Annotated in this window: 29 protein-coding genes; 17 read left to right on the top strand and 12 right to left on the bottom strand. The window is 58.5% G+C overall.

Annotated features, from left to right (window positions below; all coding sequences use genetic code 11):
- Positions 1 to 151: 151 nt before the first annotated feature.
- Positions 152 to 1,327, top strand: coding sequence for an efflux RND transporter periplasmic adaptor subunit (locus ACQ4W0_RS21915; protein WP_436578670.1), 1,176 nt, complete (start codon positions 152 to 154; stop codon positions 1,325 to 1,327).
- Positions 1,328 to 1,330: 3 nt separating this feature from the next.
- Positions 1,331 to 4,552 carry an efflux RND transporter permease subunit gene (locus ACQ4W0_RS21910; protein ID WP_436578669.1) on the top strand — a complete coding sequence of 1,074 codons (3,222 nt, stop codon included), beginning with the start codon at positions 1,331 to 1,333 and terminating at the stop codon, positions 4,550 to 4,552.
- A 205-nt stretch (positions 4,553 to 4,757) separates the two neighbouring features.
- Here ACQ4W0_RS21910 and ACQ4W0_RS21905 read toward each other — a convergent pair whose 3' ends face one another.
- From ACQ4W0_RS21905 to ACQ4W0_RS21890, 4 genes are all read right to left on the bottom strand, one after another.
- A complete protein-coding gene (locus tag ACQ4W0_RS21905; protein ID WP_436578668.1) occupies positions 4,758 to 5,681 on the bottom strand; it encodes an SAM hydrolase/SAM-dependent halogenase family protein in 924 nt (307 codons plus the stop codon).
- 18 nt (positions 5,682 to 5,699) lie between these two features.
- Entirely contained in the window at positions 5,700 to 8,213 is a 2,514-nt protein-coding gene (locus tag ACQ4W0_RS21900) for a TonB-dependent receptor plug domain-containing protein (protein WP_436578667.1), read from the bottom strand.
- 180 nt (positions 8,214 to 8,393) lie between these two features.
- Positions 8,394 to 9,158: a histidine phosphatase family protein gene (locus ACQ4W0_RS21895; protein WP_436578666.1), complete on the bottom strand. Its 765-nt coding sequence runs from the start codon at positions 9,156 to 9,158 to the stop codon at positions 8,394 to 8,396.
- Between the two features lie 80 nt (positions 9,159 to 9,238).
- A complete protein-coding gene (locus ACQ4W0_RS21890) occupies positions 9,239 to 10,639 on the bottom strand; it encodes an L-cystine transporter (protein WP_436578665.1) in 1,401 nt (466 codons plus the stop codon).
- 276 nt (positions 10,640 to 10,915) lie between these two features.
- On the opposite strand from ACQ4W0_RS21890, the gene ACQ4W0_RS21885 reads away from it, so the two are divergent.
- Both ACQ4W0_RS21885 and ACQ4W0_RS21880 read left to right on the top strand, forming a co-directional pair.
- Positions 10,916 to 11,293, top strand: a complete 378-nt coding sequence (locus tag ACQ4W0_RS21885) for a nuclear transport factor 2 family protein (RefSeq protein ID WP_436578664.1) — start codon at positions 10,916 to 10,918, stop codon at positions 11,291 to 11,293.
- A 10-nt stretch (positions 11,294 to 11,303) separates the two neighbouring features.
- A complete protein-coding gene (locus tag ACQ4W0_RS21880) occupies positions 11,304 to 11,693 on the top strand; it encodes a hypothetical protein (RefSeq protein ID WP_436578663.1) in 390 nt (129 codons plus the stop codon).
- A 109-nt stretch (positions 11,694 to 11,802) separates the two neighbouring features.
- On the opposite strand, the gene ACQ4W0_RS21875 is transcribed toward ACQ4W0_RS21880, so the two are convergent.
- The 3 genes from ACQ4W0_RS21875 to ACQ4W0_RS21865 form a co-directional block, all read right to left on the bottom strand.
- Entirely contained in the window at positions 11,803 to 12,519 is a 717-nt protein-coding gene (locus tag ACQ4W0_RS21875) for an SH3 domain-containing protein (RefSeq protein ID WP_436578662.1), read from the bottom strand.
- A 261-nt stretch (positions 12,520 to 12,780) separates the two neighbouring features.
- On the bottom strand, positions 12,781 to 13,374 hold the full coding sequence (locus ACQ4W0_RS21870) for an IMPACT family protein (protein ID WP_436578661.1): 594 nt from the start codon (positions 13,372 to 13,374) through the stop codon (positions 12,781 to 12,783).
- Positions 13,375 to 13,442: 68 nt separating this feature from the next.
- On the bottom strand, positions 13,443 to 13,700 hold the full coding sequence (locus tag ACQ4W0_RS21865) for a hypothetical protein (RefSeq protein WP_436578660.1): 258 nt from the start codon (positions 13,698 to 13,700) through the stop codon (positions 13,443 to 13,445).
- 66 nt (positions 13,701 to 13,766) lie between these two features.
- Here ACQ4W0_RS21865 and ACQ4W0_RS21860 point away from each other — a divergent pair, with 66 nt between their 5' ends.
- Positions 13,767 to 14,543 (top strand): AraC family transcriptional regulator, encoded by a 777-nt coding sequence (locus ACQ4W0_RS21860; protein ID WP_436578659.1) that lies wholly within the window; start codon positions 13,767 to 13,769, stop codon positions 14,541 to 14,543.
- A 192-nt stretch (positions 14,544 to 14,735) separates the two neighbouring features.
- On the opposite strand, the gene ACQ4W0_RS21855 is transcribed toward ACQ4W0_RS21860, so the two are convergent.
- From ACQ4W0_RS21855 to ACQ4W0_RS21840, 4 genes are all read right to left on the bottom strand, one after another.
- Positions 14,736 to 16,472, bottom strand: a complete 1,737-nt coding sequence (locus ACQ4W0_RS21855) for a hypothetical protein (protein ID WP_436578658.1) — start codon at positions 16,470 to 16,472, stop codon at positions 14,736 to 14,738.
- Positions 16,473 to 16,639: 167 nt separating this feature from the next.
- Positions 16,640 to 16,972 (bottom strand): hypothetical protein, encoded by a 333-nt coding sequence (locus ACQ4W0_RS21850; RefSeq protein ID WP_436578657.1) that lies wholly within the window; start codon positions 16,970 to 16,972, stop codon positions 16,640 to 16,642.
- A 168-nt stretch (positions 16,973 to 17,140) separates the two neighbouring features.
- Complete coding sequence (locus ACQ4W0_RS21845; protein WP_436578656.1) at positions 17,141 to 17,563, bottom strand: hypothetical protein; 423 nt, start codon at positions 17,561 to 17,563, stop codon at positions 17,141 to 17,143.
- Between the two features lie 143 nt (positions 17,564 to 17,706).
- Entirely contained in the window at positions 17,707 to 18,084 is a 378-nt protein-coding gene (locus ACQ4W0_RS21840) for a helix-turn-helix domain-containing protein (RefSeq protein ID WP_436578655.1), read from the bottom strand.
- 226 nt (positions 18,085 to 18,310) lie between these two features.
- Here ACQ4W0_RS21840 and ACQ4W0_RS21835 point away from each other — a divergent pair, with 226 nt between their 5' ends.
- Complete coding sequence (locus tag ACQ4W0_RS21835; RefSeq protein WP_436578654.1) at positions 18,311 to 18,712, top strand: helix-turn-helix domain-containing protein; 402 nt, start codon at positions 18,311 to 18,313, stop codon at positions 18,710 to 18,712.
- 9 nt (positions 18,713 to 18,721) lie between these two features.
- Here ACQ4W0_RS21835 and ACQ4W0_RS21830 read toward each other — a convergent pair whose 3' ends face one another.
- Complete coding sequence (locus ACQ4W0_RS21830) at positions 18,722 to 19,018, bottom strand: hypothetical protein (RefSeq protein ID WP_436578653.1); 297 nt, start codon at positions 19,016 to 19,018, stop codon at positions 18,722 to 18,724.
- 189 nt (positions 19,019 to 19,207) lie between these two features.
- Between ACQ4W0_RS21830 and ACQ4W0_RS21825 the strand changes: the two genes are divergently transcribed.
- From ACQ4W0_RS21825 to ACQ4W0_RS21775, 11 genes are all read left to right on the top strand, one after another.
- On the top strand, positions 19,208 to 19,615 hold the full coding sequence (locus tag ACQ4W0_RS21825) for a hypothetical protein (protein ID WP_436578652.1): 408 nt from the start codon (positions 19,208 to 19,210) through the stop codon (positions 19,613 to 19,615).
- Complete coding sequence (locus tag ACQ4W0_RS21820) at positions 19,612 to 21,711, top strand: Mu transposase C-terminal domain-containing protein (RefSeq protein WP_436578651.1); 2,100 nt, start codon at positions 19,612 to 19,614, stop codon at positions 21,709 to 21,711. Before ACQ4W0_RS21825 ends, ACQ4W0_RS21820 begins: the two co-directional genes overlap by 4 nt.
- A gap of 69 nt (positions 21,712 to 21,780) precedes the next feature.
- Positions 21,781 to 22,512, top strand: a complete 732-nt coding sequence (locus ACQ4W0_RS21815; RefSeq protein WP_436578650.1) for an AAA family ATPase — start codon at positions 21,781 to 21,783, stop codon at positions 22,510 to 22,512.
- Positions 22,513 to 22,917, top strand: a complete 405-nt coding sequence (locus ACQ4W0_RS21810) for a hypothetical protein (RefSeq protein WP_436578649.1) — start codon at positions 22,513 to 22,515, stop codon at positions 22,915 to 22,917. It abuts the gene before it with no gap.
- On the top strand, positions 22,910 to 23,236 hold the full coding sequence (locus ACQ4W0_RS21805) for a hypothetical protein (RefSeq protein WP_436578648.1): 327 nt from the start codon (positions 22,910 to 22,912) through the stop codon (positions 23,234 to 23,236). The genes ACQ4W0_RS21810 and ACQ4W0_RS21805 overlap by 8 nt, the downstream gene beginning before the upstream one ends.
- Positions 23,233 to 23,457: a hypothetical protein gene (locus ACQ4W0_RS21800; RefSeq protein ID WP_436578647.1), complete on the top strand. Its 225-nt coding sequence runs from the start codon at positions 23,233 to 23,235 to the stop codon at positions 23,455 to 23,457. Before ACQ4W0_RS21805 ends, ACQ4W0_RS21800 begins: the two co-directional genes overlap by 4 nt.
- Complete coding sequence (locus ACQ4W0_RS21795; protein ID WP_436578646.1) at positions 23,454 to 23,801, top strand: hypothetical protein; 348 nt, start codon at positions 23,454 to 23,456, stop codon at positions 23,799 to 23,801. Before ACQ4W0_RS21800 ends, ACQ4W0_RS21795 begins: the two co-directional genes overlap by 4 nt.
- Entirely contained in the window at positions 23,801 to 24,043 is a 243-nt protein-coding gene (locus tag ACQ4W0_RS21790; protein WP_436578645.1) for a hypothetical protein, read from the top strand. Before ACQ4W0_RS21795 ends, ACQ4W0_RS21790 begins: the two co-directional genes overlap by 1 nt.
- A 14-nt stretch (positions 24,044 to 24,057) precedes the next feature.
- On the top strand, positions 24,058 to 24,513 hold the full coding sequence (locus ACQ4W0_RS21785; protein ID WP_436578644.1) for a hypothetical protein: 456 nt from the start codon (positions 24,058 to 24,060) through the stop codon (positions 24,511 to 24,513).
- 18 nt (positions 24,514 to 24,531) lie between these two features.
- Positions 24,532 to 25,149, top strand: coding sequence for a DUF3164 family protein (locus ACQ4W0_RS21780; RefSeq protein WP_436578643.1), 618 nt, complete (start codon positions 24,532 to 24,534; stop codon positions 25,147 to 25,149).
- Entirely contained in the window at positions 25,130 to 25,405 is a 276-nt protein-coding gene (locus tag ACQ4W0_RS21775; RefSeq protein ID WP_436578642.1) for a hypothetical protein, read from the top strand. The genes ACQ4W0_RS21780 and ACQ4W0_RS21775 overlap by 20 nt, the downstream gene beginning before the upstream one ends.
- Position 25,406 lies beyond the last annotated feature (1 nt).

The raw sequence follows: 25,406 nt of genomic DNA, 5'->3' as shown, positions 1-25,406 counted from the left end.
GCATTACAGGAAACCGCCGATTGACATGCCCGGATGTGCTCATGGATACTTTGGCGCTTGTGGTTTTAATAAAAATAAATGCCTGCTATCGCCTGCAGCCCTATCCGGGCCGCCGGGACGGTCGTGGTCCTATCTATCCGGAGAATTACCCATGTTGCGCAAAACCCTGTTTGTTCTGGCAATTGCTTCTGCCCTGGCCGCCTGTGGCAAAGAGTCCAAAGATCCTGGCAAAGGCGCTGGCAAGGGCGCCAAGGAACAGGCGGGCGCCGCCGTCAATTTGCTGGTCTCCCCGGAAGACCTGCTGACCATACAAAGCAATGCGCTGGCGTCGGGGCCCGTCATCACCGGTTCCGTGCAGCCCGAGCGCAACGCGGACTTGCGTGCCGAAGTGTCGGCCGTGGTGATCCAGGTCATGAAGGAAAACGGCGAAGCCGTCAAGCGGGGCGACGTGCTGGTGCGCCTGGACGAAACATCCATCCGCGACAGCCTCAATTCGGCCGAGGAAGCCAGCCGCGCCGCCAGCCAGGTGCTGGAACAGTCCGAACGCATGTTCCAGCGCATGAAAACCCTGCGCGCTTCGGGCATGACGTCGACGCAGGCGCTGGAAGACGCGGAAATCCGCCGCAACAATGCGCAAAGCGATTTGTCCGCCGCGAAGAGCCGCGCTGCCCAGGCGCGCCAGCAGTTGCAGCGCACTCTCGTGCGCGCGCCGTTCGACGGCATCGTGAGCGAGCGCAAGGTATCGAATGGCGATACGGCGCAAATCGGCAAGGAATTGATCAAGGTCATCGATCCGACCAGCATGCGCCTCGAAGGTCTGGTGTCGGCTGACAAGATTGGCGTTGTCAAGGTGGGCCAGCCCGTATTGTTCCGCATCAATGGTTATCCAGGCCAGGATTTCGCGGGCAAGGTGCGCCGCGTCGATCCTGCCGCCAACGCCGTCACGCGCCAGGTGGCCGTGCTGGTCGATTTCAACGACAAGGAACAGCCAAGAGTGGCGGGCCTGTATGCGGAAGGGCGCATCGAGACGGACAGCATCAGCGCGCTGATGATACCCGACTCGGCCCTGGTGAAGGCGGGCGACGTCACGTATACGTGGAAAGTCAAGGACAAGGCTTTGCATAAAGTCACGCTGCACATCGGCGCGCGCGACGTGCGCACGGGTCAGTGGGAAGTGCAAAGCGGCCTGGCCAGCGGCGACACCGTGCTGCGCACGCCTGGCTCGACCTTCAAGGATGGGCAGAAAGTGGAATTGACGGCCGGCAAGGCCGTGCCAGCGGCCGCCATGGCCAGCAGCAGCACCGCCGTTGCCGGTAAAGGAAACTAAGCCATGTTCCTTTCCGATTTCAGTATCAAGCGGCCCACCGCCACCATCGTCCTGATCCTGGCAATGATGTGCGTCGGTTTGCTGGCGCTCAAGAAACTGCGCGTCAACCAGAATCCCGACGTCGAAGTGCCCTTCATCGTCGTCAGCATCCCTTACCCTGGCGCATCGCCCGATACGGTCGAGCGCGAAGTGGTGAACCGACTGGAAAAGTCGCTGCAAAGCATTTCCGGCGTAACCGAAGTCAACAGCGACTCGAATGAAGGTTCGGCCAGCATCTTCCTGAAGTTCTCCTTCAATACCAACCTGATCGAGGCGTCCGACAATATCCGCAATGCGATTGCCGCCGTGCGCTACAAGTTGCCGACGGAAATGCGCGAGCCTATCTTGCAGCGCATCGACCCGGCCGCCGAACCGATCATGCAGTTGGCGCTGTCGTCGAATACGCAAAGCCACGCGGAAATTTCGCGCCTGGCCGAAGACGTGCTGTCGGACCGCTTCCGCACTGTTGATGGCGTGGCGCTGGTCAACGTGGGTGGTTCGCTGAAGCGCGAACTGTCCGTGCTGCTGCGGGCGGAAAAGTTGCGTGAATACAATGTGTCCGTCAGCGATGTCGTGACCGCCTTGCGCAACCAGAACACGAATGCGCCGGTGGGCAAGGTGCGCGGCACCCTGGACGAGAAAAGCATCCGCCTGGTGGGCCGCATCGAGTCGCCGGCCGATTTCGAGAAAGTGGTGATCAAGCGCCGCGGCGAGGAAATCGTGCGCCTGGCGCAAGTGGCCACCATCGAGGATGGCTTTGCCGAAATTAACAGCCTGAGCATGCGCAGCGGCAAGCCCAACGTGGGCATTTCAATTACCCGCGTGCGCGACGCCTCCACCGTCAGCGTGGCCAACAAGATCCGCGACATGGTGGCGGAAATCAACAAGACCTTGCCGAAAGGCACGATCCTGCAAGTGACGCGCGACGGCGGCGAAAACGCCCAGCATAGCCTGAACAATGTGATCGAATCGCTGGTCCTGGGCGCCGTGCTGACGATTTTCGTCGTCTACGCCTTCCTGAACTCCTGGCGTTCGACGCTGATCACTGCGCTGAGCCTGCCGACGTCCGTGATTGCCGCCTTCATTGCCGTGTGGCTGTGCGGCTTTACCCTGAACTTCATGACTTTGCTGGGCCTGTCGCTGGCCATCGGCGTGCTGATCGATGACGCCATCGTGGTGCGCGAAAACATCGTGCGCCACATGCAGATGGGCAAGGACCGCCGCACGGCCGCGCTGGAAGGTACGGCCGAGATCGGCATGGCCGTGGCCGCCACGACTTTCTCCATCATCGCCGTCTTCATTCCCGTGGCCTTCATGCCGGGTATCTCTGGCGAATGGTTCCGTCCGTTTGCCTTGACGGTGACGTGCTCGGTGCTCGTCAGCCTGGGCATCTCGTTTACGCTCGACCCCATGCTGTCGGCCTACTGGGGCGACCCGGTTGACGAACACTCGGCGCCGAAAAAGGGTATTGGTCGCGTGCTGGAGAAATTCAACCACTGGTTCGACCATCAGGCCGACCGCTACGGCCGCGTGATTGCCTGGGCCCTGCATCACCGCCGCTGGATGGCCGTCATCGCCTTCGGCAGCCTGGTGGGTGCCATCGTCCTGCACGCAACACATGGCGGCACGAGTTTCTTGCCGGCATCCGATTCGGGCAACTTGATGATCAATGTACGCACGCCATCGTCGAGCAGCATCGAGTATTCACGTTTGAAACTGGAAGCGGCGGCCGTGCTGGCGCGGTCCTTGCCTGAAACCAAGGATACCAACAGCTCCATCAATGCCGGTGGCGGACGCGTGTATGTCGACATCGGCAAGCGCAACACCCGCAAGCGCTCGGCCAAGGAAATCGCCGTCGAGCTGCGCGAGAAGATGTCGCGCCTGGTGGGCGCCGAATACGTGGTGCAGGATGACTTGAGCAACGGTTCGCAAAAACCCATCCAGGTGGAATTCACGGGTCCCGATTCGCGTAAACTCATGGAAATTACCAACGCCTACATGGACAAGCTGCGCGCCATTCCCGGTGCCGTCGACGTGGGCCTGTCCGAGCAAGATCCGAAGAATGAGCTGCAGATCGAGCTCAACCGTGGCCTGGCCAACTCGATGGGTATTTCCGTCAATGATGCGGCGCAATCGTTGCGCGTGGCGTTCGCGGGCGTGGAAGTGGGCGACTGGGTCGATCCGACGGGCGAAACGCGCGACGTGGCCGTACGCCTGCATCCTGATGACCGCGTGGCGTCGGAAAACATCGAGCGCCTGCCGATCAGCGTGACGGGCACATCGCAAATGGTGCCGCTCGACCAGATCGCCACCATTACCATGGGGAAGGGTCCGTCCGGCATCGAGCACAAGAATGGCAAGCGCACGATTACCGTATCGGCCAATGCGCAAGGCCGCTCGAATGGCGAAGTGACGAGCGATGCCATGAAGCTGGCCAATTCCATCGACTTCCCGCCCGGCTACGGCCTGGCGCTCGGTGGTGCCGGCCAGGATCAGCAAGAGCTGTTCACGGAAATGCTGATCGCGCTGGTGATGGGTATCGGCCTGATGTATTTGATCCTGGTCATGCAGTTTGGTTCCTTCACGGCGCCCGTGGCCGTGATGATGTCCTTGCCGCTCAGTCTGATCGGCGTGGTGGTGGCGCTGGTGATCACCAACAATACCCTCAACCTGATGAGCTTTATCGGCATCATCATGCTGATGGGCCTGGTCGCCAAGAACGCCATCCTGCTGCTCGATGCGGCGCGCAAGCGCGAGGAAGAAGGGCATGGCCGCGAAGACGCGCTGATGTATGCGGGCCGCATGCGTTTGCGTCCCATCCTGATGACGACGTTTGCGTTGATCGCCGGCATGTTCCCCGTGGCGCTGGGCCTGGGCGAGGGCGGCGAGTTCTACCGTCCATTGGCGATCGCCATCATCGGCGGCACCATCACCTCGACGATTTTGACCCTGCTGGTGGTGCCGACCTTCTATGACAGCATCGAAATCGCCCGCGATGGCGCCGTAGCCAAGTTCCACCGCCGCGCCGCGCGCATGCCCGTGGCCGTGGCCCTGATCCTGACCTTGATCGAGTGCGTGCTGACCTTGCTGCTGGTGCGCTTCGTCTATCGCATGCTGAAAAAGGCCGTGCTGTTCCTGATGGGACGCCGCACGCCGAAAGCAGCGTCGGTCAGCCTGCAAAAGTAATACCGGGCCAAGGCCAGCTTGCGCTGCGCCGTGGTATTTCAAGAGTCTTCTGCGGAAGGCTCTTTTTTTTGCCTGGACTTAGCCGTACTTAGCTGCTGCGCGGCGGCGGGGGCGTTCCCGCGCCGGTGCCCGTACTCGGCGTGGCAGGTGGCGGGGATATGGTCAGATGGGCCAGGACCGGGTGTCCTGGCCGCGAACGAAGGGTTTATTTGGCGGCAGGGGCCTTGCTCACTTCCACTTCCCAATCCACGCCCGACTCGACGTGGTGTTTGGCGGCAAAGTCCCCCTGGCTGATGGCCACGGCCACGTCGAGCAGGCTGTTCAGGTAGACCAGGGGTTTGCCCTTGGCGACGCCGCCAAACGTGTGCTCGAATGGCGCCGTGACCTTGGCCACTTGCTTGCCCTTGTGCAAAATGCGCACTTGTAGCGGGTCATGCAGTTTCACCTGCAATTCGTCGAGCAGGGATTTCGGGATATTCGTCCACACATTGCCATACTTGACGTCGAGCACGGGCACGATGCCCCGGATGGTATTGCCATCGTGCACAGGTTTTTGATAGGCAATCTTGACCACGGATTCGCTCGGCAATTGCGGACCCACCTGTTCATAGCTGATGGCGCCCGACGCCAGGCGCGCACCCACGTAGGCGTACACGTCGCGGCCATGGAAGGTGTAGGACTCGCCTGATCCAGCCAGGCGGTTGACCTTTTCATCGATTTCGCGCAGTTCGGCCACGCCGTCGCGCTCGGCGATCAGGGTGAACAGGCCGTTGTCCGGCCCCACGAAGTAGCGTCCACCCTTGGTTTTCAGCACCACCGACTTGCGGTTGGTCCCCACGCCCGGATCGATGACGGAAACAAACACCGTGCCTTGTGGCCAGTAATTGGCTGTCTGGTACAAGCGGTAGGCGCCCAGCCAGATGTCGTAGTCGGGAATCTGGTGCGTGAGGTCCGAGATGGTGAGTTTGGGGTCGACGCCATAGGCGACGCCATGCATGGCGGACACGGCGCCGTCGGCCGTGCCGAAGTCCGTCATCAGCACCAGCGGTGCGGCAGCCTGGGCGCTGGACAGCAGGAGGGCGCTCAGGCAGGCGCCGGCGACGAGGTGGGAGATGCGTTTGATGATCATGATTTATCCTTATCCGTGTTAGAACGTGTAGTTGAGCTTGGCGTAGAAATACGCGCCATTGACGCCGATGGGGTTGATGAAATTGTAGGGCTGGGCGCCGCCATACGTGGCGTTATTCGTCTGGCGCACGCGCTGCGGGTAACGGTCGAGGATATTGTTGCCACCCACGCTAACCGTCAGCTGCTTGCTCAGTTTCAATTGGCCTTCCAGGTCCAGCGACCAGACGGCGCCGAAGCGTTGCGCGGGAATGCCGTCGATCAAGGGCGCATCGCTGTCATACGAAAAATCTTTCAACTCGCCGAAGCGCGTGGCGCGCGCCTGCACGCCCCAGCCGGCCGCTTGCCAGTCGGCACCGAGGATCAATTTGCTGGTGGGTGACGCATGTTTGATGCGGAACAAACTCGTCTCCGTCAGCAAGGTCAGACTGGGATCGATATTGGTCAGCGCAGCGGAACTCTGGCGCACCTTGTCGAGACTGGTCTTGTTCAGGTTCAGTGCCGCGTTCAGGTTCAGCTTGCCTGACGTGAAGGCCAGGTCATGATTCAGCACCACGTCCAGGCCTTTTGTACGCGTGTCGAGCAGGTTGGCCAGGTACGCCACGGACTGGATGTCACTGCGGCCATTGGCGGCCAGGTAGGCGGTGACGGCGTCGCTTTGCAAGTCGCTAGAGCGCGTGATGCGGTCGCGGATGCGGATCACGTAGGCGTCCACCGTCACGCTGGTGGCGGCGGCCGGTTTCCAGGCCAGGCCCAGGGACAGGTTGGTCGACTTTTCCGGTTTCAGCTGTTGTGCGCCAAAGTTGCGTGCCAGCGGGTCGCTGGCCGGCAGCAGGGCCGCGGTTTGCAGGGCCGTGCCATCGGCGTTGAAGTTTAACGTGGCAAAGCGGAAACCCGTCTGCACGAGGGCCGGCGCGCGGAAGCTGTTCGACAGCGAACCGCGCACGAGGAAATGCTCCGTCACTTTATAGCGCGTGGACAGCTTGCCCGTGCTGGCGCTGCCGAAGTCGCTGTAGTCGGAATAGCGGGCGGCGGCGCCCACCAGCAGGCGTGGCGTGAGATCGCTTTCCACGTCCGCATACACGGAGCGGATTTGCCGGCTGCCGTCATAGGCGTCGGATGGCCGCAAGCCTGGCCCCGCCTGCGCACCCGGCGGTGCATCGGTGAAACTGCCGGCCGCATACGAGGCGGGGTCGCCGGCCGAGCTGGTGTAGGTTTCGCGCATCCATTCGGCGCCCACCGCCAGGCTCAAAGGCGCGGGCAAGCCGATGTCGATGCTGCGCGTGGCATCGACGTTCAAGGCGTTCTGGCGGAAGTCGAAGCCGGCCAAGTTGAAACGCGTGGGGCTGGCAGCGCCCAGCGAGGCGTTGACGGAGTGGCTGACGCCATAGTCAAAGCGATCGCTGCCGTGGCGCGCGCTGGCGTCCCAGTTCCATTCGCCCGCGCTGCCGCTTACGCCGGCCACGATACTGAGGTCGCGCTTGTCGCCGTTGGTGACGGGGCGGTAGCCGTTCGGATACAGGGACAGTACGTTGGACGGGTCGCCCGGATAGCGGAAGTAGGCGCTGCCGTCGGATTTGCGCTCGTTCAAGGTGGCAAACGAGTACAGGTCCAGGCCGTTGGCGAGGGTGAGCTGGGTGTTGTAGAACAAATAGTTGTTGCGCTGGCGCGAGTCGCCTGACTTGAACAGCACCTTGCCGTCGAGCGCCTGGTCGGCTGGCGTGAAGTTGTAGGAGGTCCAGCCCGCGTCGCTGGGACCGGCCCGTTCCGTGGGCGAGCGGCGCCGCGTTTCCGCGCCGAAGCGGAAGTAGCCGGCCTCGCCCAGCGGCACGCCATAGTCGGCGTTGACGATGACGGTCTGGCCATCCGTCAGGGTTTGATCGGTCGGGTCGAAATGCGTGTGGTTGGCTCCATAGCTGACGGAGGCGGCGCCGCCCGTGCGGGCTTTTTTCAGCACAATGTTGATCACGCCCGCCACGGCGTCGCTGCCGTACTGGGCGCCCGCGCCATCGCGCAGGATTTCGATGTGATCGATGGCGTTCGGCGGAATGGCATTGATGTCGACCGGCACGGTGCCGGCAAAGCTGCTTTCCGTGTCGAGCACGGCGCTCGTGTGGCGGCGCTTGCCGTTGATCAGCACCAGCACCTGGTCGGGCGCCAGTCCCCGCAACTGGATGCCGCGCACGGAGTCCGACGCGCCGCTCGACTCGATACGGGGGAAGTTGATCGAGGGCGACAGGTTTTGCAGGGCCGCGCCCACGTCGCCTGTCGACAGCGCATTGCTCACTTCGCGCGTGCCGAAGCGGTCGATGGGCACGCTGCTGTCGAAGACGGTGCGGTTGCGCGCGCGCGAGCCGACGACGGTGACCTGGTCGATGCTGGCGGTGGCCGTTTCAGCGCTGGTGCCTGCGCCGGCGGTGGCTTGCGCATCTTGTGCCCAGGCGGACGGTGCCCCCAGCATGGCGCAGGCCAGGACGATGGCGCGCAGCGGCGTGGCGGGAGTGGCAGATACAGGATAGAAGTGGCGCGGATGCACGGCGGTGTCCTTTGGGCTCAATTAGTGTTAGTACGGAAACAGTTGCCATGAGCTTAAGGGAGGCGGCGGTGCGCGCTAACGATTCTTTCTGGATATGCTTATGCTGTTGTTTTTATGCCGCCATCAGCGCAGCAGGGAAGGCGTGATGTCGATAGCGTCCATGCATGCCCCCGCGAAGTATCAGGATTTCGGCGCGGCCGGCATGTCGGGCTGGGCCGTGACGGGTGTGCCCGCCGCTTCCAGCGGCGCGACGAAGTTGCACAGGTCCAGCTGCAGCTTGCCGTACCTGCCGAGGGCGGGATTAAAAGCGTACGAGGTGACGCCGCAATTGGGTACGTCGGCGGCCTTGTCGATGGCCAGGATGGCCTGCTCGTCGCAGCGTTCCAGCAGGTAGCGGAAGCAATTGACGATGACCTGGTGGCCGACGATCAGCACCCGTTCGCCCCGGTATTCGCGGGTGATGGTATCGAGCACGCTGCGCAGGCGCAGGATGACGTCGCACCAGCTTTCGCCACCCGGCGGGCGGAAATAAAACTTGCCCACATGCTGGCGCTGTTCGTGCAGTTCCGGGTATTTGCTGGCGATGCCGTGCACGGTCAGGCGGTCGAGGATGCCGAACTCCTTTTCACGCAGGCGCTCGTCGGCCACCACGGAGGTGAGGCTGTCCGCGTCGATGCGCGCCAGCACGGCTTGCGCCGTTTGCTGCGCCCGCACGTAGGGCGAGTACAGCACGACGGTCGGTTGTTGTTCAGGGGGCAGGGTGGCGAACCAGTCGCCCAGGGCTTGCGCCTGGCGCCCGCCCAAGTCGGAGAGGGGGACGTCGACATCGCGCTCGGCGATGGCGATCAACAGCTGTTTTTCCGCTTCGGCGGCATCGCGCGCCACGTTGCCGGCGCTTTGGCCGTGACGCACGATCCAGATTTGCTGCGGCCATTTCTGCTCCATCGCCTTGCGCCTTCCTCTGTATTGATTATGTGTCAATATAGACGAAAGCGGCAAGGCGCGGCGCGCCGGTGCGGGCCGCCTTAAGCTGCGTGCTCCGCCTCGTCCAGATCGGGCGCGTCGTCGCTGTTGTAGACGGCCAGGTCGGTCTCGCCCATGACCCGGCTGGTGACGGTGCCGGCCGTGATCGAGCCGCTCACGTTCAATGCCGTGCGGCCCATGTCGATCAGTGGTTCGACGGAGATCAGCAAGCCGGCCAGGGCGACGGGCAAGTCCATGGCCGACAGCACGATCAGGGCGGCAAACGTGGCGCCGCCGCCCACGCCGGCCACACCGACGGAACCGATGGTGATGATGGCGAGCAAGGGCAGCAGGAAGCTGACGGTGAACGGGTCGACGCCGACGGTAGGGGCGATCATCACGGCCAGCATGGCCGGATAGATGCCGGCGCAGCCGTTCTGACCGATGGTCGAGCCGAACGAGGCGGCGAAGTTGGCGATGCCTTCCGGCGTGCCCAGGCGCTGGGTTTGCGTCTGCACGCTCATCGGGATCGAACCGGCGCTGGTGCGCGAGGTGAAGGCGAAAGCCAGCACGGGGAAGACTTTTTTCACGAAGCGCAGCGGGTTCAGGCCCACGCCGGCGATGATGGCCAGGTGCACCAGGAACATCAGTATCAGCGCGCTGTACGAGGCGACGACGAAGTTGATCAGTTTCAAGATGTCCGTGTAGCTCGACGAGGCCACCACTTCAAACATCAGCGCGAACACGCCGTACGGCGTCAGGCGCAGCACCAGGGTGACCATGCGCATGACGATGGCGTGCGCCACTTTCATGAAGTTTTCGAAAGAAGCGAAGATTTCCGGCTTTTTCGCGGCGATGCCCGTGGCCGAGATGCCGATGAAGATGGAGAACACCACCACGGCGATGGTCGACGTCTTGCGCGCGCCCGTCATGTCGAGGAAGGGGTTGGTCGGCACGAAGCTGACCAGCAGTTTGGGCAGCGACAGGGCTTTCGCCGTTTCCAGCGAACCTTGCAGCTGCACGCCGCGCGCCACTTCGGCGGCGCTCGACGTCAGGCCCACGGCCGTCAGGCCGAACAGCTTGGCCATCAAAATGCCCAGCGCGGCGGCGATCGTGGTGGTGATGAGCAGGGTGCCGATGGTCAGCGCGCTGATCTTGCCCAGGGAACTCGCATCCTTGAGTTTTAAAATGGCGGAAATGATGGAGACCATGATCAGCGGCATGATGATCATTTGCAGCAGTTTCACATAGCCGCTGCCGACGATGTCGATGTATTCATTGGTGCCCGCGATGATGGGCGAGCCGGCGCCATACAGCGCTTGCGCCGCCGCACCCAGCAGCACGCCCAGGCCCAGGCCCGTGAAGACGCGCACGGTAAACGTCGCGTGTTTGCGTTGCTGGTGGAACATGAAGGCGAAGACGGTCAACGCAACGAGCAGGTTCAGAATGATGTTAATTGCCATGAAGGGGCCTTATCTTGGTTTTATTCGAGACTGCAGAGAGCATGAGAACTTTACTACAAGTAATTGCTGCCCCAGCCCGGGGCGAAAGGGCAAGCACTGTACAGTACTATGGGGGCGTTTTGCGCAATACCGCTGCGAATATTACGCTATATAAATATGCTTCACAGGCATAAACGCAGGTATAGGTCTGCCGGATGATTGTGAAAAGGAAGATTTCATGCCAGCATTGCACGTTTGTTCGTTTGCTAATGTGGCGTACTATTTTTAAGGAAAAAGATGAATGCTTTAACGGAAGCTCAAGTACTCGATGCGGAAGAGCGCTTGCGCCTGGCCATGATGGCCTCCGACGTGGCTGTACTGAATGTGTTGCTGGCCGATGACTTGTTGTTTACGAATCACCTGGGGCACTTGCTGAGCAAGCATGCGGACCTGGCAGCGCATGAGCAGCGCTTGCTGACCATCACCGATCTGCGCGCCTCCGAGCGCCATGTGCGCGTCAACGGCCACATGGCCGTCGTCTCCGTGCGCATGCAGCTGACGGGCAGTTATCACGACGTGGAAACGCATGGTGATTTCCGTTTTACGCGCGTCTGGACGCAGGATGCTGCCGGCGCGCTGCAAGTGATCGCCGCCCATTCGGGCGTCGTGGCATAGGGGTGATGTAGTGGATCATCGTTCCAAAGGGCAGCTGTTTGAAGCTGTCATCGCCGCCGGCCCGGCCACCCTGGCCATCACGGCCGGCTATCCCGTGCTGTTGTACAAGCTGGTGCGCACCTGGGCCGATGCCCCCGGCGCCAATGCCCTGGCCGCCTTGCTGCTGACGGGCGGCCTGTGGGCCTTGCTGGAATTCTGGCACATAGCCCTGGCGACGGTGGCGCGCAAGGCGTATGCCTTCAACTGGCGCTTCTGGCTGGCCATCGCCGGTTTTCTCGCCTGCTTCGTGCGCTTCGTGCCGGACATGCCGGCCGGACTGATGCTGCTGTTGCTGGTGCTGCCGGCGCTGGCGTGGATACATTTCATCTTGCTGCAGATCAAGCGTCCCGCCAATCTTTAACGGTTTGCTGGCGGTAACAGGTTCGGACGACTATGCAACTCAGCTCGTCGTCCGCACCTTGGGGCTGTGCTAGTTCATCCTCTTGGATAAACCGCTGTGGAGGGTTTCCTTAGTTAGCGCCATCTTGTATGGTAGGAACAATGGTGTGATTGCGCAAGTTGCGTTCGATTTTCAACAGGACGATCAATAGAATCAGACCGACGAAGCCAAGGAACAATACCCCTGCCGCATACAGCGACCACATCGCTTGTTGCTGTTTCGATAGCGCATCGTTTTCTGCTTGCTGGCGCTGGTTGGCGATACGGTTCGCTTGTGCTTTATATTCACGTTGGCTATGTTCCAGGATTGCGTTGAATTCAGCTCCCACGTCCTTTTTCAATCGCACGATAATTGCCGGATTGGTGCTTGCCGTATTTAATATGCCGACAAATTGCGTGAGAAATGGACGGCCAAGCTCCGGATTTTTTTCGATCTCGCGAAAAATATTGTTCACCACTTCAATATTTAATACGAAGTCAGGGATGGCTGTCGTGCCTAATTTCTTGAGTGCACCTGAAAACTCTTCGAGCAGGGGATCTTTTGCTTTTGTGACTGCATTCTTGCCATTATGGGCAGAGTCGCCATGTGTTGCCAGGTCGCCCGATGGTTTGTAGTCTGCGAGGCTGATTTTTATGTCATCCTTCACCGGTACGGCTTGCGCATCGTGCTCCATCAAATAACGTCCGCCAAGAATGAAGGCAATGACGATGGCAATGGTGGCAAATAATAAAAAAACGACGCGCAGGAACTGCAGGTAGCCAGATTCCAATTTCTGAATAAGTGACATATTGCCTCTAATGGTGGTTAAAGTTACATTATGGCATTGGAATAAGTAAAAGGAAAAAATTGATGGCGGGAGGCGGAGGCTGGTGTTGTTTTATTCAGGGGGAGAAGATATAAATCCTTGTATTGCGCAATGTCAATGCAGTCAGAATTTATGTGACTTTTATTCCCTTGTGGATGAGTGTCTGTTTTATTGCGAGAATTGGGCACTGGAACTCATTCTGTTTTGTTTTGCCTGCCCAGGCCGGTGTCGCTTGCGCGATACTCAGTCCTGCGCATCCAGCCAGACTATCCGTCCATTGCCCGCTTCGTCCAGATGGGCCAGCAGGGCGGTGGCCGCCGTTTCAGGCAGGATGAAGTCGAACAGCACGTCTTCGCCGTGCGCCACGTTCAGCAGGGTGGCGCCGGCGCTATCGAGTTCGCGGCGCAGCATGCCTTCCATTGCATACGGCACCTTGCAGCGCAAGGTTCGCTGGCGCACGATGGCCGTCTTTTCCGCCTGTAACAGCGCTTGCGCCACGCTGTCCGTGTAGGCGCGCACCAGGCCGCCTGCGCCCAGTTTGATCCCGCCAAAGTAACGCACGACGGTGGCCAGCACGCCTTCCAGGTCCTGGTGGCGCAGCACGTCGAGCATGGGCCGTCCCGCCGTGCCGCTCGGTTCGCCATCATCGACGGCCGCCGACTGCCCGCCCGCCAGCAGGGCCCAGCACACATGGCAGGCGCCCGGATGCTGCGCCTTCAAGTCATTGACCACCTGCTGCGCGCTGGCGCGGTCCGTCATCGGCTGCACGCAGCCGATGAAACGGCTTTTCTTGATGATCAGTTCGCTGTGGACGGGGGTGGCAATGGTAAACGGCATGGCGGGTGCGAGGGCAGGCAAAGCAGCATGATAGAGGAAATGCGCGCCGGGCACGAGTCAGTGCCCGCTCACGCGGCGGAAGCTGACACCAGTTCGCGCAGCGCAAGGTCGCGCACCTGCAGGATGTCGAACAATCCCAGCGCGTGCAGGGCGGGCAAGGCGTCGAGGATGTCGCGTTCGGCGCTGCTTCGCTCGGCGCTGCTACCGGCGTCGTCCAGCCATAGCCGGGCATTGGCGAGGAAGGCGCCCACAGTGCCTTTGCGCACGGTGATGCCATTGAACTGGCTCTGATTTTGTTGATCGGGTAATACGTCTTCTGCACGCATGGTGAACTCCTGAACGATGGAAAGACTCCACTGTATGATGGCGGGATTGTCTTGCCTGCGGTGTTTATGTCATTCGATACGTCAAATCCGTCAATCTTGCCATCGTCTCCGTCGCCGCTGCGTGCCGTGCGCATGGCCCAGCCGCAGGAACGGGTGACGGCGGCGCACAGCCATGCCAGCGGCCAGCTGTTCGGCGCCATGCGGGGCTTGCTCTCCGTTGCTGCCGACACCGGGCAGTGGGTGGTGCCGGCCAGCCACTGCGTGTGGATGCCGCCCCATCACGTGCATGCGCTGCGTTCGCATGGCCCGTTTGCGGGCTGGAGTGTGTATGTGGACGAGGCCAGTTGTGGTGACTTGCCCATCGCGCCTTGCGTGATGCGCGTCTCGGGCTTGCTGCGCGAGGCGGTGGGCCGCGCCAGCGCCTGGAACGATGGGGCGTTCGATGCGCGGCAGGCCCGGGTGGCGGGCGTGATCCTCGACGAGATCGCCGCGTCGCCGCACGAGGCCTTCGGCTTGCCCTTGCCGACGGACCCGCGCCTGCTGCGCGTGGCGCGCGCCGTGCTCGATGACCTGACCGACGAGCGCGGCGTGGAAGCGCTGGCCGCCTGGGCCGGTGTGTCGCCGCGCACCCTGGCGCGCCGTTTCACGATCGAGACCGGCTTTACGCCCTCCGCCTGGCGCCAGCGCGCCCGCATCCTGCGCGCCCTGGAACTGCTGGCCGCCGGCCAGCCCGTCACGCATATCGCACTGGACCTGGGCTACGACAACGTCAGCGCCTTCATCGCTATGTTCAAGCGCGTGATGGGCGTGACGCCGGGCAGGTATGGAGAGGGGATGGCATAGCTGGCGCGCAAAACAAAAAAGCCAACCGCGAACGGTTGGCTTTTTACTTGCCGCGCATTCCTGACAGGCGGTGATGGATTCGAATGCGAGACCAGCATCACTATGAGTGATGAGCGTTTTGCCTAGCGCAGTCGCTCTACCTGTCACTGTTCTTACTGTATTTCTTGATGACGCTGTAGGCTTTTTTCAATTTCATATATTTTTCTTGCAACTGGCATCGGTCGGAAACTTGATGGTGCTTATCAGTTTTTTAAGATCGCTGGCTGGCGGCGTATCCAGTTGAAACATGGAGAATGCCATGACTTTTGAAATTGGCGAGATTGCCGGAGGTTCAAATTCGAAAACTAGCACATGCCGCGAAATATTTCCTTGTTTATCCCTCGTTGCCACGACCATACCTGCAGGCGGTCTTGCTCCGCTTGGCACGTTCCAGCCAAAGAAGCATCCCGCATCGACGACCTCCATTTTTTCCAGCACCTTGGCTATGCTGATATTCGTGGCACTTTCCGCTTCGGCTAATGGAAAGTATTCCAGACTGCCCAAATCTTTAGCTGATGATTCAAGAAGGTCCTGGGCTGGAAATTTTAAAATCCTGTACTGTCCCTTAGAAAAGAAGGAGGTGCGGGCTTTTTGCAGGAAATTCGTAATTTCAGGTGTCCAGTAAGCTGGCAAATTTACCGCAAGTTCAGTTTCCGTTAAAATAACTTCAATTGGCGAGGGGGTAAAGTACGCAGTGCCATAAACCTCTTCCAGTGTTTTCTTTATTCTGGGTTCTGTTTTCAGGCAATTCATGTAAAATTTTGGGCTGGTGCGCCACTTTTCACCGCTTGCCTCATCTAATGCGGCATCTACAACAAGTGCTCGATCAAAGGCATTGAAGCCCAGGTCTCGCAGTGTTGAAAATAGAGCGTCACATTTATTCCACTTCAAATCCCTGAACTCCTGCATGTTTGTTGGAACGTCAGAGTTCAGCCGTTGATATACAGACTGAATGCCAGGAATTTTTGGATAATTCAGCATCGCATGTCGTGATACCGCAGTTCCTTCCTTCAGCTTTCCCGCTTCGTCAAAGTCTTGATCATTAAAAAATGCCGAGCGCCGGGTCCTGATCCCGATATTTATCTCGATGGCAGGTTTGATGCTCTTGTCCGAGCGGATGCGGGCGATTGCCGTCCCTGTATCTTCACTTGTAAAAAAACCTGTATTTCTTTCGCCGATAAGAATGTTTACTTTCTTTCCTGTATACCCGTTGGCAATATCCTCCCAATTGAAGTGCAAAGGAATTGTTGCATCTATTTCACTTTTTCGTCGATTGTTGAAATCTCTTGAAAAGTAGTCGATCAAGACATCATTAGTTATTTTTGTCAGCCCAACCACAGTAACCGATGCTCCACCGGTAACTATCCCGCTGGCGACCGTCAGTAAGCCTTGCATCGGTTCGATAATGCTGAGATTTTCTTTGCCACTGGATTGAAATTGCAAAATAATGGAGGGCTCGTCTTGGTCCATTACTCCATTTTTTATCTTGAATGGGGATAGCGGAATGATAGGGATGGCGCTGCGCCAGGCGGTTTTGCATTTTTTATCCTTATTGTCTAGCGTATAGCTTGCAATAGGATTGATCTTGCTCGATTCCACGCCAAAAAAACCTGCGGGCTGTGCAGTGATTGCCAGGTCCAGAAAATCGTTGATAAATAAACCTGTTAGGCCAGAGTTGGTCAAAAAAACGCATTGATTGCCGCTGGAATTGTCAACTTCTGCTGTAACGTATATGTACGCATTATCTGTATAGTCATCTTTGAAGTATGGCTTTTTTGTTATTTTTTTCAGGTCCTCAGTGTTGAAGGTGACAATTTTCTCCGCGCTGACCTGGCCGGCCATCAAAAATATGCTTAACGCAAAGCCGAGATGGTGGAAATGAATAGGCATGACCGTTCCTTTTTCCATGTAATATTGATTATCAATATCGCATTGATTTTGTCTTTAAATCTAATCAATTGTCACTGGAAGTAAGAATATTTCTGCGCATTGATGGTTACGTTTTATTGCTTTGGGTGTTCATGTGGGGGAACAAGAGATATGGCACAAAGGTAAAGCTAGTGCAAAGGAAGTGGGATAAGGCGGGATGTGCTGGGAGAATGCGGGATGTCGGTCAATTTCAGCATGAAGTACCAAATGGCACAGTTTTGCTGCCGAAGCCGAAAAACGCCGTGAGATTTGGCACAGAAAAAAATCAACATTAGAGCAAGCATGGCCGATGGATCATCCTGGGTCATACCGTCATTGGCTGATGTCCAGTCGTTTGGCGCGAGGCGCCCTGAAACGCCGTCGATGCAGTCCATCAAGGGCTTTAAGAGGTCATTTGGCTCTACTGGGGTGGACCAGGCCGCCGCCATAGCGACGACCCATTGATATTGTTCGAAAGACATAACGTATTCTATAACGCAATGTTTCCTTAGTTACTGCCTTCTTGGTAATTGGCTCAACACCTCAGGCGCTTCTGATCTAACTGCCAATGAAAGAGTAGTAGACTTCCTTCCCCTTTCATCGGCATAACCCCCATTTTTTGGCACTTGACACTTCCAATGGTCCCCTGCTTACTTACTCCATTTGTCGAGAGTAAAGGTTCGACATTCTGTCGGAGAGCCACTCGAATCCATCTTACCGATCAGATCGGTAAAACTATTGTCAGCTTTGAGGTAAGTAAGCACTGTCATTGCAGTAGATCTATCAACGTCACCGTGTTGGAGGTCATTTTCGATATCGTAGAAGCCTTTGAAACTGCGCAACTCGTCAGGATCGTTCCAAATACCATCGAGAACCTTCGTCGTGTGATTGAATTGCTCTTTTGATATGAATCCAATACCTTCAAGCTCATCTTCGATGACGCTTTCAATGCCATTTAGAAGACCATAAATCCGCGAATCCTTTGCGCTACAAGGGACATTCTGGTTCTTTTGAAGGCGGTATATTTCGCCAAGAATTTTTCCGAGCAAAATTTGGTTGTTATCCAGTGCCATTGCGACTTCTCCCAGTGGTTGTTGAATGAAATATTACAGTATTAGCAACTGGTGTCTCATTCTTGGAAATCAAGTACCCGCAGGCAAACTATTACCGTTGACGGCAGTGTTCCCGATGAGCCCAATGGCGCACATCAGCCACTTTATGCCGCATTTCCCATTCTTCCTTTACCGATGCCATCCGGCGTGATCATCTCCTGGTCAAGCAGGTACTTGTAGAACTGTATTGCTTTCGTCGCCGTCTGCTTTGGTGTCTCCCCTGGCGCCGCAACCTGCATCATGCCAACGAACGCCGCTATCAGCGCATCCTCATTGATATGTGCTTTTGCAGGTGCAACTTTCCCAGGAGCAGCAGATGTCATCAGCATTTCCCCCTTCCCGGTAAAAAGCCAATTTACGTTTATATCTACGCGTGCAAGCATTTCTATTGCTTCCGCACCAGGTTTCCTGTGCTCACCTTCGTAGTTTTTCAGTGTGGAGAGCGGGAGGCCTGTATGCGCACAAAAAGCATCTTGCGTCATGCCAAGGGACTTTCTTACCGCTACAAGGCGCGTGGCAAATGAACTAGACATCGATTCCCACTTTCATCTGAAGAGTAGGCAAAAAAAGCGGGCATTGAAAAAAGTGTTCCCACTTAACGTAACTCATTGAAATCATTGTAAAAAACCAGAAAAAATAAAAAGTGGCCTAGTTTTAAAGTGGGCACAGCAAAAAAAGGTTCCCAAATGGGATTGACAAGGTTCCCAAATGAAAACTATCATTCATGTACTGCATTCCAACCACGAAAGGCAAAACATGAATACCCAAGGCCCAAAAAAATCCAGTCAAGAGGACTGGCACCCTGCAGACATCAAGGCGGCACTGCAAAAGCGCGGCACGACTCTTTCACGCGTTGCCCTGGACGCAGGCCTGACCAGCTCGTCCAGCTTGTCTGCTTGCCTGGCACGGCCGATGCCAGCCAACGAAAAGCGTATTGCTGCCGCCCTGGGTATGGAACCAGCCGCCATCTGGCCAAGTCGCTACAACGTGGATGGCACACCCAAACTGCGCGGCATCCGCGCGATCTGCTGCTCTGCAGATGAAATGCGTGCACGTTCTGCCGCAGGAAAACCCATCTTGCACAACTCGCGCCAAGCACTGGCTGCATGAACATCAAGGTTACACCGTGCCAGGCCGCACAACAGTGTCGGGCCGAACACGAGTTAGCTCGTCGTGATCGATGCATTGCGCTATCAGGTCAATGTGTTCGGCCGAATCTCGTATCCCTCGCCGATCACAGTCATCAGCCTGCGCTTGCAGATGATGAGTCAGTCGACTGGTTTGAAGGACGCCAGATTCAATCAAGGCATTTGCTAAACCGATAAACGCCGATTCTAACGCATAGAGCCTTGTTTCCTCGTCAAAACCAATGTCTTCATCGGAATGGTCTAGCGGTGGCAAATAAGAGTTCGGCATGCATAGCTCCTTGTTTATTGAGGTGTGTTTTAGAGCCTCCATTGTTGAATATCCGCACCGGAATCACCAGCGGTGCGATTGGATGATGTGTTTTTAAGGATATCCAAAATGAGTACACGAATAGGAAGACGTTCCACGCGCCGCGCCAATAGCATCGGCGAGGCCACTCAGCTGTGCCTGGAGTTCGCCATGAAGAAGCACAACCGCAGCGCAAAGCGCATTGCCGACCTGATGGGCGCGAAGCTGGACACCCTGTACAAGTGGCTGGGCGAGACCCGGATGCCTATCAATATGATCGCGCCGTTTGAAGCCGCTTGCGGGGTGACGTATGTCACCGAATACCTGTGCGCCCAGGCACACCTGCTGGCAGTCGAGATGCCCTCTGGCCGCAAGCTGACACAGACCGACGTGATGCAGCTGCAAAAGCACTTCGCAGAGACAACCAGCATGCTGATTGGCTTCAATGAACATGGTACCGATGGCGAGGACACTACGGCCGCGCTGACAGTGCTGATGGGAGAGATTGGCTGGCACCGGGCCAATGTTGAGCGTTGCACCCAACCTGATCTACCACTTTTCGGAAATGAAGCGTCATGAAAAGCATAGTGCAACCATCAATTGAGCGCGTCACTTGGTCGGAAATTGCTTCAGCGCTTGGAATGAGCAAACGAGGCGTGACAGCACGCGCAAGTCGTGATGCTTGGAGATTCGATGAAGTATCCAGTATAGGCGGAAAAAAGCGCTTCTACCCGCTTGCCAGCTTGCCGAAGGACGTGGCAAATGCTGTGCACATCCATGCGATGAGTCGCTCCGAGCTGGCGCCGCTAACCGAACAATCATCTGTGCCGGCTCCGCGTTCGGCTCCCATTTCGATTGATCCGCATAGCCTGACCACGCACCAGCTGGAGGTCGAGCGCGCCCGCGACCGCATTTTCGCTTTCGTCGACGGCTATCACGGCTCGACCAAGGCCGCACTGACCTGGCTGAACGACCAGAAATCTGCCGGCACGCTGACCGGGCCGATGCTGTGGGCGTATGAACGTGCCTGGGACAAGCCGCGCGCCGCCAACAAGCTGAACGCCAAGACCTATTACAACTGGGCAGCGGAAAAGAAGGAGCGCGGCCGCGCAGCACCGCTGAAAATCCAGAAGGATATGAGCGTCAAGCCGTGGCATGCCCTGGCCGTGGCGTTGAAGCAGCGGCCGCAGGGGTCGATGTTGGTCTGGATCGCTGAGGAGATTGCCCACCAGTGGAATCCTGCCTGGGGCAATGACGTTCCCACCAAGCGCGCCATCGGCTACTTCCTCAATGAAAAGTTCAGCGCGCTGGAGTTGCTCAAGGGGCGCCATAACGGGTCCGCCTTGCGCGCCCATATGCACTACACCAAGCGCAGCAGCGCCGGCATGCGGCCCTGGGATGAAATCCACGCCGACGGCTGGAATACCCACTTTACCGCGCCTCACAAGGTGACCGGGGAATTCGTCACCTACGAGGTGTGGCATGCACATGACGTGGCAACCCGCTTTGTGCCCCCGTTTGGCCTGGGCTATACGGAGAATTTCGACGTCATCGCCGCCTGCATTGAAAACACCGTTCGCTGCTACGGCGTGCCGGTGATCCTGCAGACAGACAGCACGGCCATCGTAAAGAAAAGCGAAAGGCTCAAGACGAACCCGGCCACGTCGCTGGCGGACCGCGCCGGCTTCACGATTGTCCACCCGCAGGAGGTCGGCAACAGCCAGGCCAACGGGATAGCCGAGAACTTCAACAGGTACCTGGACCGCTGCAGCCGGGAACTGGCGACCTACCAGGCCAAGGACATGGACAGCCTGGCGTTAAAGCGGGTCAAGAAGCTGACCGGGAAAATGGTGGCCGCAGCCGCCCGTGGCGAGACGGCGGAATACAGCAAGTTGAAGCTGGAGACGGAACGCATGGGCAAGGGCCGCGTCTTCGGCAGTTATGCCGAGGCAGTGGAGTGGCTAGATGAGAAGCGTGTGGCATTCAACAACCGGCCGCACTCCAGCCTGCCAAAGATGCGCGACCCGGAAACGGGACGGATGCGCCATCAAAGCCCAGCCGAAGCGTTGGACATACACCGGGCGGAAGGCTGGGAACCGGTCATGGTCGACGAGGCCCACCTGGTCGATATGTTCTGGCAGCACGTACAGAAGAAAGTGGTACGCCAGCGTGTCAGTCCATACGGAAAGATGGTTTTCCACGACAAGGTTTTGGCCGACTGGGAAGGCAAACAAGTCGTCGTCGCATTCAGTGACCGGGACGATACGCGGGTATGGGTCAAAACCATGGACGGCGAAATCATCTGCGAGGCGCAGCGTACCTATGAAAGCGCTTATCGCTCACAAACAGCCTTTGAGGCCGGCGAAGAGAAACGCGCACTGCAGGTCATCAGGCGCCTGGAGAAGAAAGCCGAAGCAGTCCGCACCCGCATCGGTGGCCTGGTCATCGAGAACGAAGGCGGCATGGTCGACGAGCCGCGCATGAAGTCGATTGCCGATTTTGTGGATGTCGATGCCCGCCCGGTGGAAACGGCGCTGTTGACTGCGGCCGACTTCCTGCCGGAACCGTCCGACACGCAAGAGCGCTCATGGAGCCGCGAAGAGACAAACATGTGGTTGCACGGGGAAATAGAGGAAGACGGCAAGGCGATGGAAAAACAAAGTGCCGCCGCGTAGTTACAGCTACGCAGCGGCGGTAAAGCAACTACTTAGAACAACCACTCATTACAACCAGAAGGATGATACATGAAACGCCATTACGTTAAAACCGCCAACCATCAACGCTTTTCCGCCGGCATTTCGGCCGTCGAAAACCGGGGCAGCCCCGAAGCCTGCATCCTGCTGCTGACCGGCGCCCCCGGCACTGGCAAGAGCACCACCGTCGACCATTGGGCCTCGGACCGCGATGCTATCTACCTTGAAGGTATGCCAGGCATGAGCATTACCTTTGTGCGCGACTACCTGGCCGACCAAACCGGTGTGCCGGCCGGCGCCAAGTTTGCCGAATACAAGGCGATGGTGGCCCACTTCAAGCGCAGCGGCCAGCCGATCATTCTGGACGAAGCGCAGCACGGGCTGGCGAACAAGGCGGAGTGCATCGAGTACCTGCGCCGCATTGCCGAACAGGCCGGCGTGATCCTGGTGCTGGTATGCCACACCAGCGAACGCTTCCGCTTTGCAGAAGACCGCCTGGCGCACATTGCCACGCGGATATCAGATGCGCCGGTGCTGTTGCCGGCCAACGTGGCCGACTGCGCCTCCTACCTGACCGAACTGTGCGAGGTGCAGGTAGATGACGCGGTCGTGAAACTGGTCTTTGAACAAAGTCGCGGCCGTTACCGCCTCATGGCCAATGCCGGCCGCACGCTGGAGCTGATCGGCGCGAAGCTGGGCAAGACCAGCCTGGCCGGCACCGATGTGAAGGGCATCAGTCTGTGCGAAGACGCCATGAAGGCTCTGAAAAAGGGAGCTAAATAAATGGTGCGGATCGTCTCAGATTCTGACAGCACTTCCGTACCAACGATTCGCGCCCGTGAGCGCAAGTCCAGCTGGGGACTGCGCAACAGGGCGTGGTGGCTGATCCGGCGCCGACTCACATTCACACTGATGGAGCTGCTTGACGTGTTGGCCACGGGTGAAGAGCGCGATGCACCTAGCAATCTGCGCAAGTACCTGCAGGCACTGGCACGCGCCGGCATCCTCAGCATGGCCGAGAAGTTGGTACCAGGGCCTGCGCTGACTAGCCCAGGAGCGATTAAGTATCGGCTGGAGATTAACTGTGGCCGCCAGGCGCCGGTGTGGCGTAAGTCACGTCAAGAAGTCTATGACCCGAACACTGGCCATATCTACAGCATCGGCAGTAAGGAGGCCAAAGATGCGTGATGCCCGGCTGTTGGCAGTAGCGCAAGCCGCTGTCGTTGGCGCTGGCAGCATCGCTGCCGCCGCCACGGCGATAGGGGTATCGCGGCCCTACCTCTCGCGCTACCTGAATGACGACCTGGACGGCGTGGAGCAGATCGAGGCAAAGATTGCCCAGCACTACGACCGCCGCCAGTGTCCGCATACCGGCCTGGAGATCACCCCGGACGTATGTCAGCGCAAAGCGCTGTCACCTGAACCATTTGGCGGTGGCGCGCGGCTGGCGCAATGGACCACCTGCCAAACCTGCAGTCATAAACCCACGAAGGAGATAGCACGATGAAATTACTAAAATTGTTGTTGCTCAAAATTCGCGTGACTATCGTCATGCAGCGATTGGCCATGATCGACAACCGCCAACGCCGTACGGTCGCGGACCTGGTATCCGCTGCGGACTATCGAATACAGGCACAGCTCGATTTTGCTGCCCGCAGTCAGTACAACGCGCGCTGTAAGCGTGCCTTGCTGGAAAAATTCGATGCTCTCTTGGGGAGCTTGTCATGAGCGACTGGAAAACCCGCATCGAGGCCAAGCTGGCCAATGGCAAAAAACCCACCTATGACGAGCTGGAAGCGGCGTTGCTCGGCGCCCTGGAGGAACGCAAGCTGTTTATCAGCAATGCCAACGTCAAGGCGGTCGCGCTGCTCGGTGCGCTGGAGCAGCATAAGGCCATGGTCAGTGTCAGCGAGGCGCAGGCCCAGGCGCTCGATGACATGACGTTGTGGCTGGGGAAGATTGCCGATGCGTTCCTCAAACATGACGCCGGCCGTATGGCGCAAGTCGTCCACGAATTTGTGCAGGAGCGCGTGATCGTCGTCGAAACGCCAGCCAAGGGAGAGGTGCACTGATGGATGCTCAACGCAAAGCGGCCGCGCAAGCGGTCAACATCCGGCAGTCGGACAAGCCGCCTGTCATGCCTGCCTGCAAAAACTGCAAGCACCACAGCTACGACGCTGGTGAGCGCATGGGTGCCAAGGGCGAGTACTTCGAAAAGACCAACCGCCGCTGCACTCAGCTGCTCATCAAGGTCACTACACGCCTGGTGTGCGATCTGCACGAATTCCGGCATGCCGACCACCGCGACGTTTAACCAGGAGAACATGAATGAAAACCCCCTACATTTACACCGGCCTGGCCCTGGCCATCACCGTGGCCATCACCGGTAGCCTGTGGTACTCCACCGGCGAGGCTGTCCCTGCGGTCGTCTTCGCAGCCATGCTGCTGACGATCCTGGTGCTGGGCTGGGCCGGTGGCGCCAGCGCGCAGCAGCGGCCCAATAAATCACCGGCGGCGTTTGCGCTGGCTGTCGGGTCGATCTCCAACACGATCAAAACAGTGTTTTCCCGTGCAGAGGCGGAGCAGGAACTGGCGGCGCTGAACCCGCCAGGTCAATACCCTGCCTGGCGCATCGTCCCGCTGTTTTGTGACGATCCGCAGTACGCAGAGTTTGAGTGCGCTCGCCCTGGATCGCAGTGCTGCGGTTCTATCGAACTATGCCCCCGTGACAAGTGTTTGCTGACCGCTGTCAGTAAAGCAGCCATCAACCAACCTTTAGTTTAATTACCGATGAAAGAACCTATGACGCAAACAACTATCCCTGACGGCTACAAGATGGATGCCCGTGGCCACCTGGTGCCTATCGCCATGATCCGCCCTATCGACCTGGCGCGCGACAGCCTGGTGCTGGAGATCATGACCAAGGCCAAGGCACTGGCCGAGCAGATCGCCACGTTAAAGGCGGGCTTCTTTAACGATGTCGCCGCCTTTGTGGCGCTCAGCGCCGAGCAGTACGAGGTCAAACTGGGCGGCGAAAAGGGTAATGTCAGCCTGCTGTCATTCGACGGCCGCTACAAGGTGCTGCGCGCCATTTCGGAAACGCTGGTCTTTGACGAACGCCTGCAGGCCGCAAAGGCGCTGATCGATGCTTGCTTGCAGCGCTGGAGCGAAGGCGCCCAGCCGGAAATCAAGGTGCTGATCAATGATGCCTTCCAGGTCGACAAAAGCGGCAACATCAATACCGGCCGCGTGCTGGGCCTGCGTCGCCTGGCCATCGAAGACGATGAATGGCAGCGCGCCATGACCGCCATCGGTGAGGCGCTGCAGGTTTCCGGCAGCCGCAGCTATATCCGCGTGTACGAACGGGTCGGCACCTCGGACAAGTACCAAGCGATTGCCCTTGATCTTGCTGGGGCTTGAGGTGGCGACCCGTGCCCCAAAAGCCGCTGTAGCGATGTGCATCGTCCAAATCGGCTACGAGAACTACGCGCTGCCAGTTGCCGCTGGCCTGCGGATTGTCGAGTTGATGAAGGACGCCAAGCTGGTTGATCAAGGTTTTGCGAGAGTCATGACGTACTACACGCATGACGAACCGGTCAGGCTGACCTTGGAGGTCGTCAGGGCCAGCCAAATTGTGGCCGGCCCTGCGCCAGACCGTGAAATAAGCGAATCTTAAA

It is taken from the genome of Janthinobacterium breve (genome assembly GCF_051380895.1).
Taxonomy (GTDB): domain Bacteria; phylum Pseudomonadota; class Gammaproteobacteria; order Burkholderiales; family Burkholderiaceae_D; genus Janthinobacterium.
Note: the sequence above shows the minus strand (reverse complement) of the source record. Positions and strands in the feature narration are given on the sequence as shown.

Coding starts and splice junctions, on each gene's coding strand:
- ACQ4W0_RS21805 (WP_436578648.1), top strand. CDS start 22,910: ATGCGTGATGCCCGGCTGTTGGCAGTAGCGCAAGCCGCTGTCGTTGGC.
- ACQ4W0_RS21890 (WP_436578665.1), bottom strand. CDS start 10,639: ATGGCAATTAACATCATTCTGAACCTGCTCGTTGCGTTGACCGTCTTC.
- ACQ4W0_RS21855 (WP_436578658.1), bottom strand. CDS start 16,472: ATGCCTATTCATTTCCACCATCTCGGCTTTGCGTTAAGCATATTTTTG.
- ACQ4W0_RS21795 (WP_436578646.1), top strand. CDS start 23,454: ATGAGCGACTGGAAAACCCGCATCGAGGCCAAGCTGGCCAATGGCAAA.
- ACQ4W0_RS21830 (WP_436578653.1), bottom strand. CDS start 19,018: ATGCCGAACTCTTATTTGCCACCGCTAGACCATTCCGATGAAGACATT.
- ACQ4W0_RS21845 (WP_436578656.1), bottom strand. CDS start 17,563: ATGGCACTGGATAACAACCAAATTTTGCTCGGAAAAATTCTTGGCGAA.
- ACQ4W0_RS21860 (WP_436578659.1), top strand. CDS start 13,767: ATGTCATTCGATACGTCAAATCCGTCAATCTTGCCATCGTCTCCGTCG.
- ACQ4W0_RS21850 (WP_436578657.1), bottom strand. CDS start 16,972: ATGTCTTTCGAACAATATCAATGGGTCGTCGCTATGGCGGCGGCCTGG.
- ACQ4W0_RS21905 (WP_436578668.1), bottom strand. CDS start 5,681: ATGATCATCAAACGCATCTCCCACCTCGTCGCCGGCGCCTGCCTGAGC.
- ACQ4W0_RS21820 (WP_436578651.1), top strand. CDS start 19,612: ATGAAAAGCATAGTGCAACCATCAATTGAGCGCGTCACTTGGTCGGAA.
- ACQ4W0_RS21825 (WP_436578652.1), top strand. CDS start 19,208: ATGAAGAAGCACAACCGCAGCGCAAAGCGCATTGCCGACCTGATGGGC.
- ACQ4W0_RS21885 (WP_436578664.1), top strand. CDS start 10,916: ATGAATGCTTTAACGGAAGCTCAAGTACTCGATGCGGAAGAGCGCTTG.
- ACQ4W0_RS21800 (WP_436578647.1), top strand. CDS start 23,233: ATGAAATTACTAAAATTGTTGTTGCTCAAAATTCGCGTGACTATCGTC.
- ACQ4W0_RS21910 (WP_436578669.1), top strand. CDS start 1,331: ATGTTCCTTTCCGATTTCAGTATCAAGCGGCCCACCGCCACCATCGTC.
- ACQ4W0_RS21895 (WP_436578666.1), bottom strand. CDS start 9,158: ATGGAGCAGAAATGGCCGCAGCAAATCTGGATCGTGCGTCACGGCCAA.
- ACQ4W0_RS21790 (WP_436578645.1), top strand. CDS start 23,801: ATGGATGCTCAACGCAAAGCGGCCGCGCAAGCGGTCAACATCCGGCAG.
- ACQ4W0_RS21915 (WP_436578670.1), top strand. CDS start 152: ATGTTGCGCAAAACCCTGTTTGTTCTGGCAATTGCTTCTGCCCTGGCC.
- ACQ4W0_RS21815 (WP_436578650.1), top strand. CDS start 21,781: ATGAAACGCCATTACGTTAAAACCGCCAACCATCAACGCTTTTCCGCC.
- ACQ4W0_RS21785 (WP_436578644.1), top strand. CDS start 24,058: ATGAAAACCCCCTACATTTACACCGGCCTGGCCCTGGCCATCACCGTG.
- ACQ4W0_RS21870 (WP_436578661.1), bottom strand. CDS start 13,374: ATGCCGTTTACCATTGCCACCCCCGTCCACAGCGAACTGATCATCAAG.
- ACQ4W0_RS21865 (WP_436578660.1), bottom strand. CDS start 13,700: ATGCGTGCAGAAGACGTATTACCCGATCAACAAAATCAGAGCCAGTTC.
- ACQ4W0_RS21780 (WP_436578643.1), top strand. CDS start 24,532: ATGACGCAAACAACTATCCCTGACGGCTACAAGATGGATGCCCGTGGC.
- ACQ4W0_RS21810 (WP_436578649.1), top strand. CDS start 22,513: ATGGTGCGGATCGTCTCAGATTCTGACAGCACTTCCGTACCAACGATT.
- ACQ4W0_RS21840 (WP_436578655.1), bottom strand. CDS start 18,084: ATGACGCAAGATGCTTTTTGTGCGCATACAGGCCTCCCGCTCTCCACA.
- ACQ4W0_RS21875 (WP_436578662.1), bottom strand. CDS start 12,519: ATGTCACTTATTCAGAAATTGGAATCTGGCTACCTGCAGTTCCTGCGC.
- ACQ4W0_RS21835 (WP_436578654.1), top strand. CDS start 18,311: ATGAAAACTATCATTCATGTACTGCATTCCAACCACGAAAGGCAAAAC.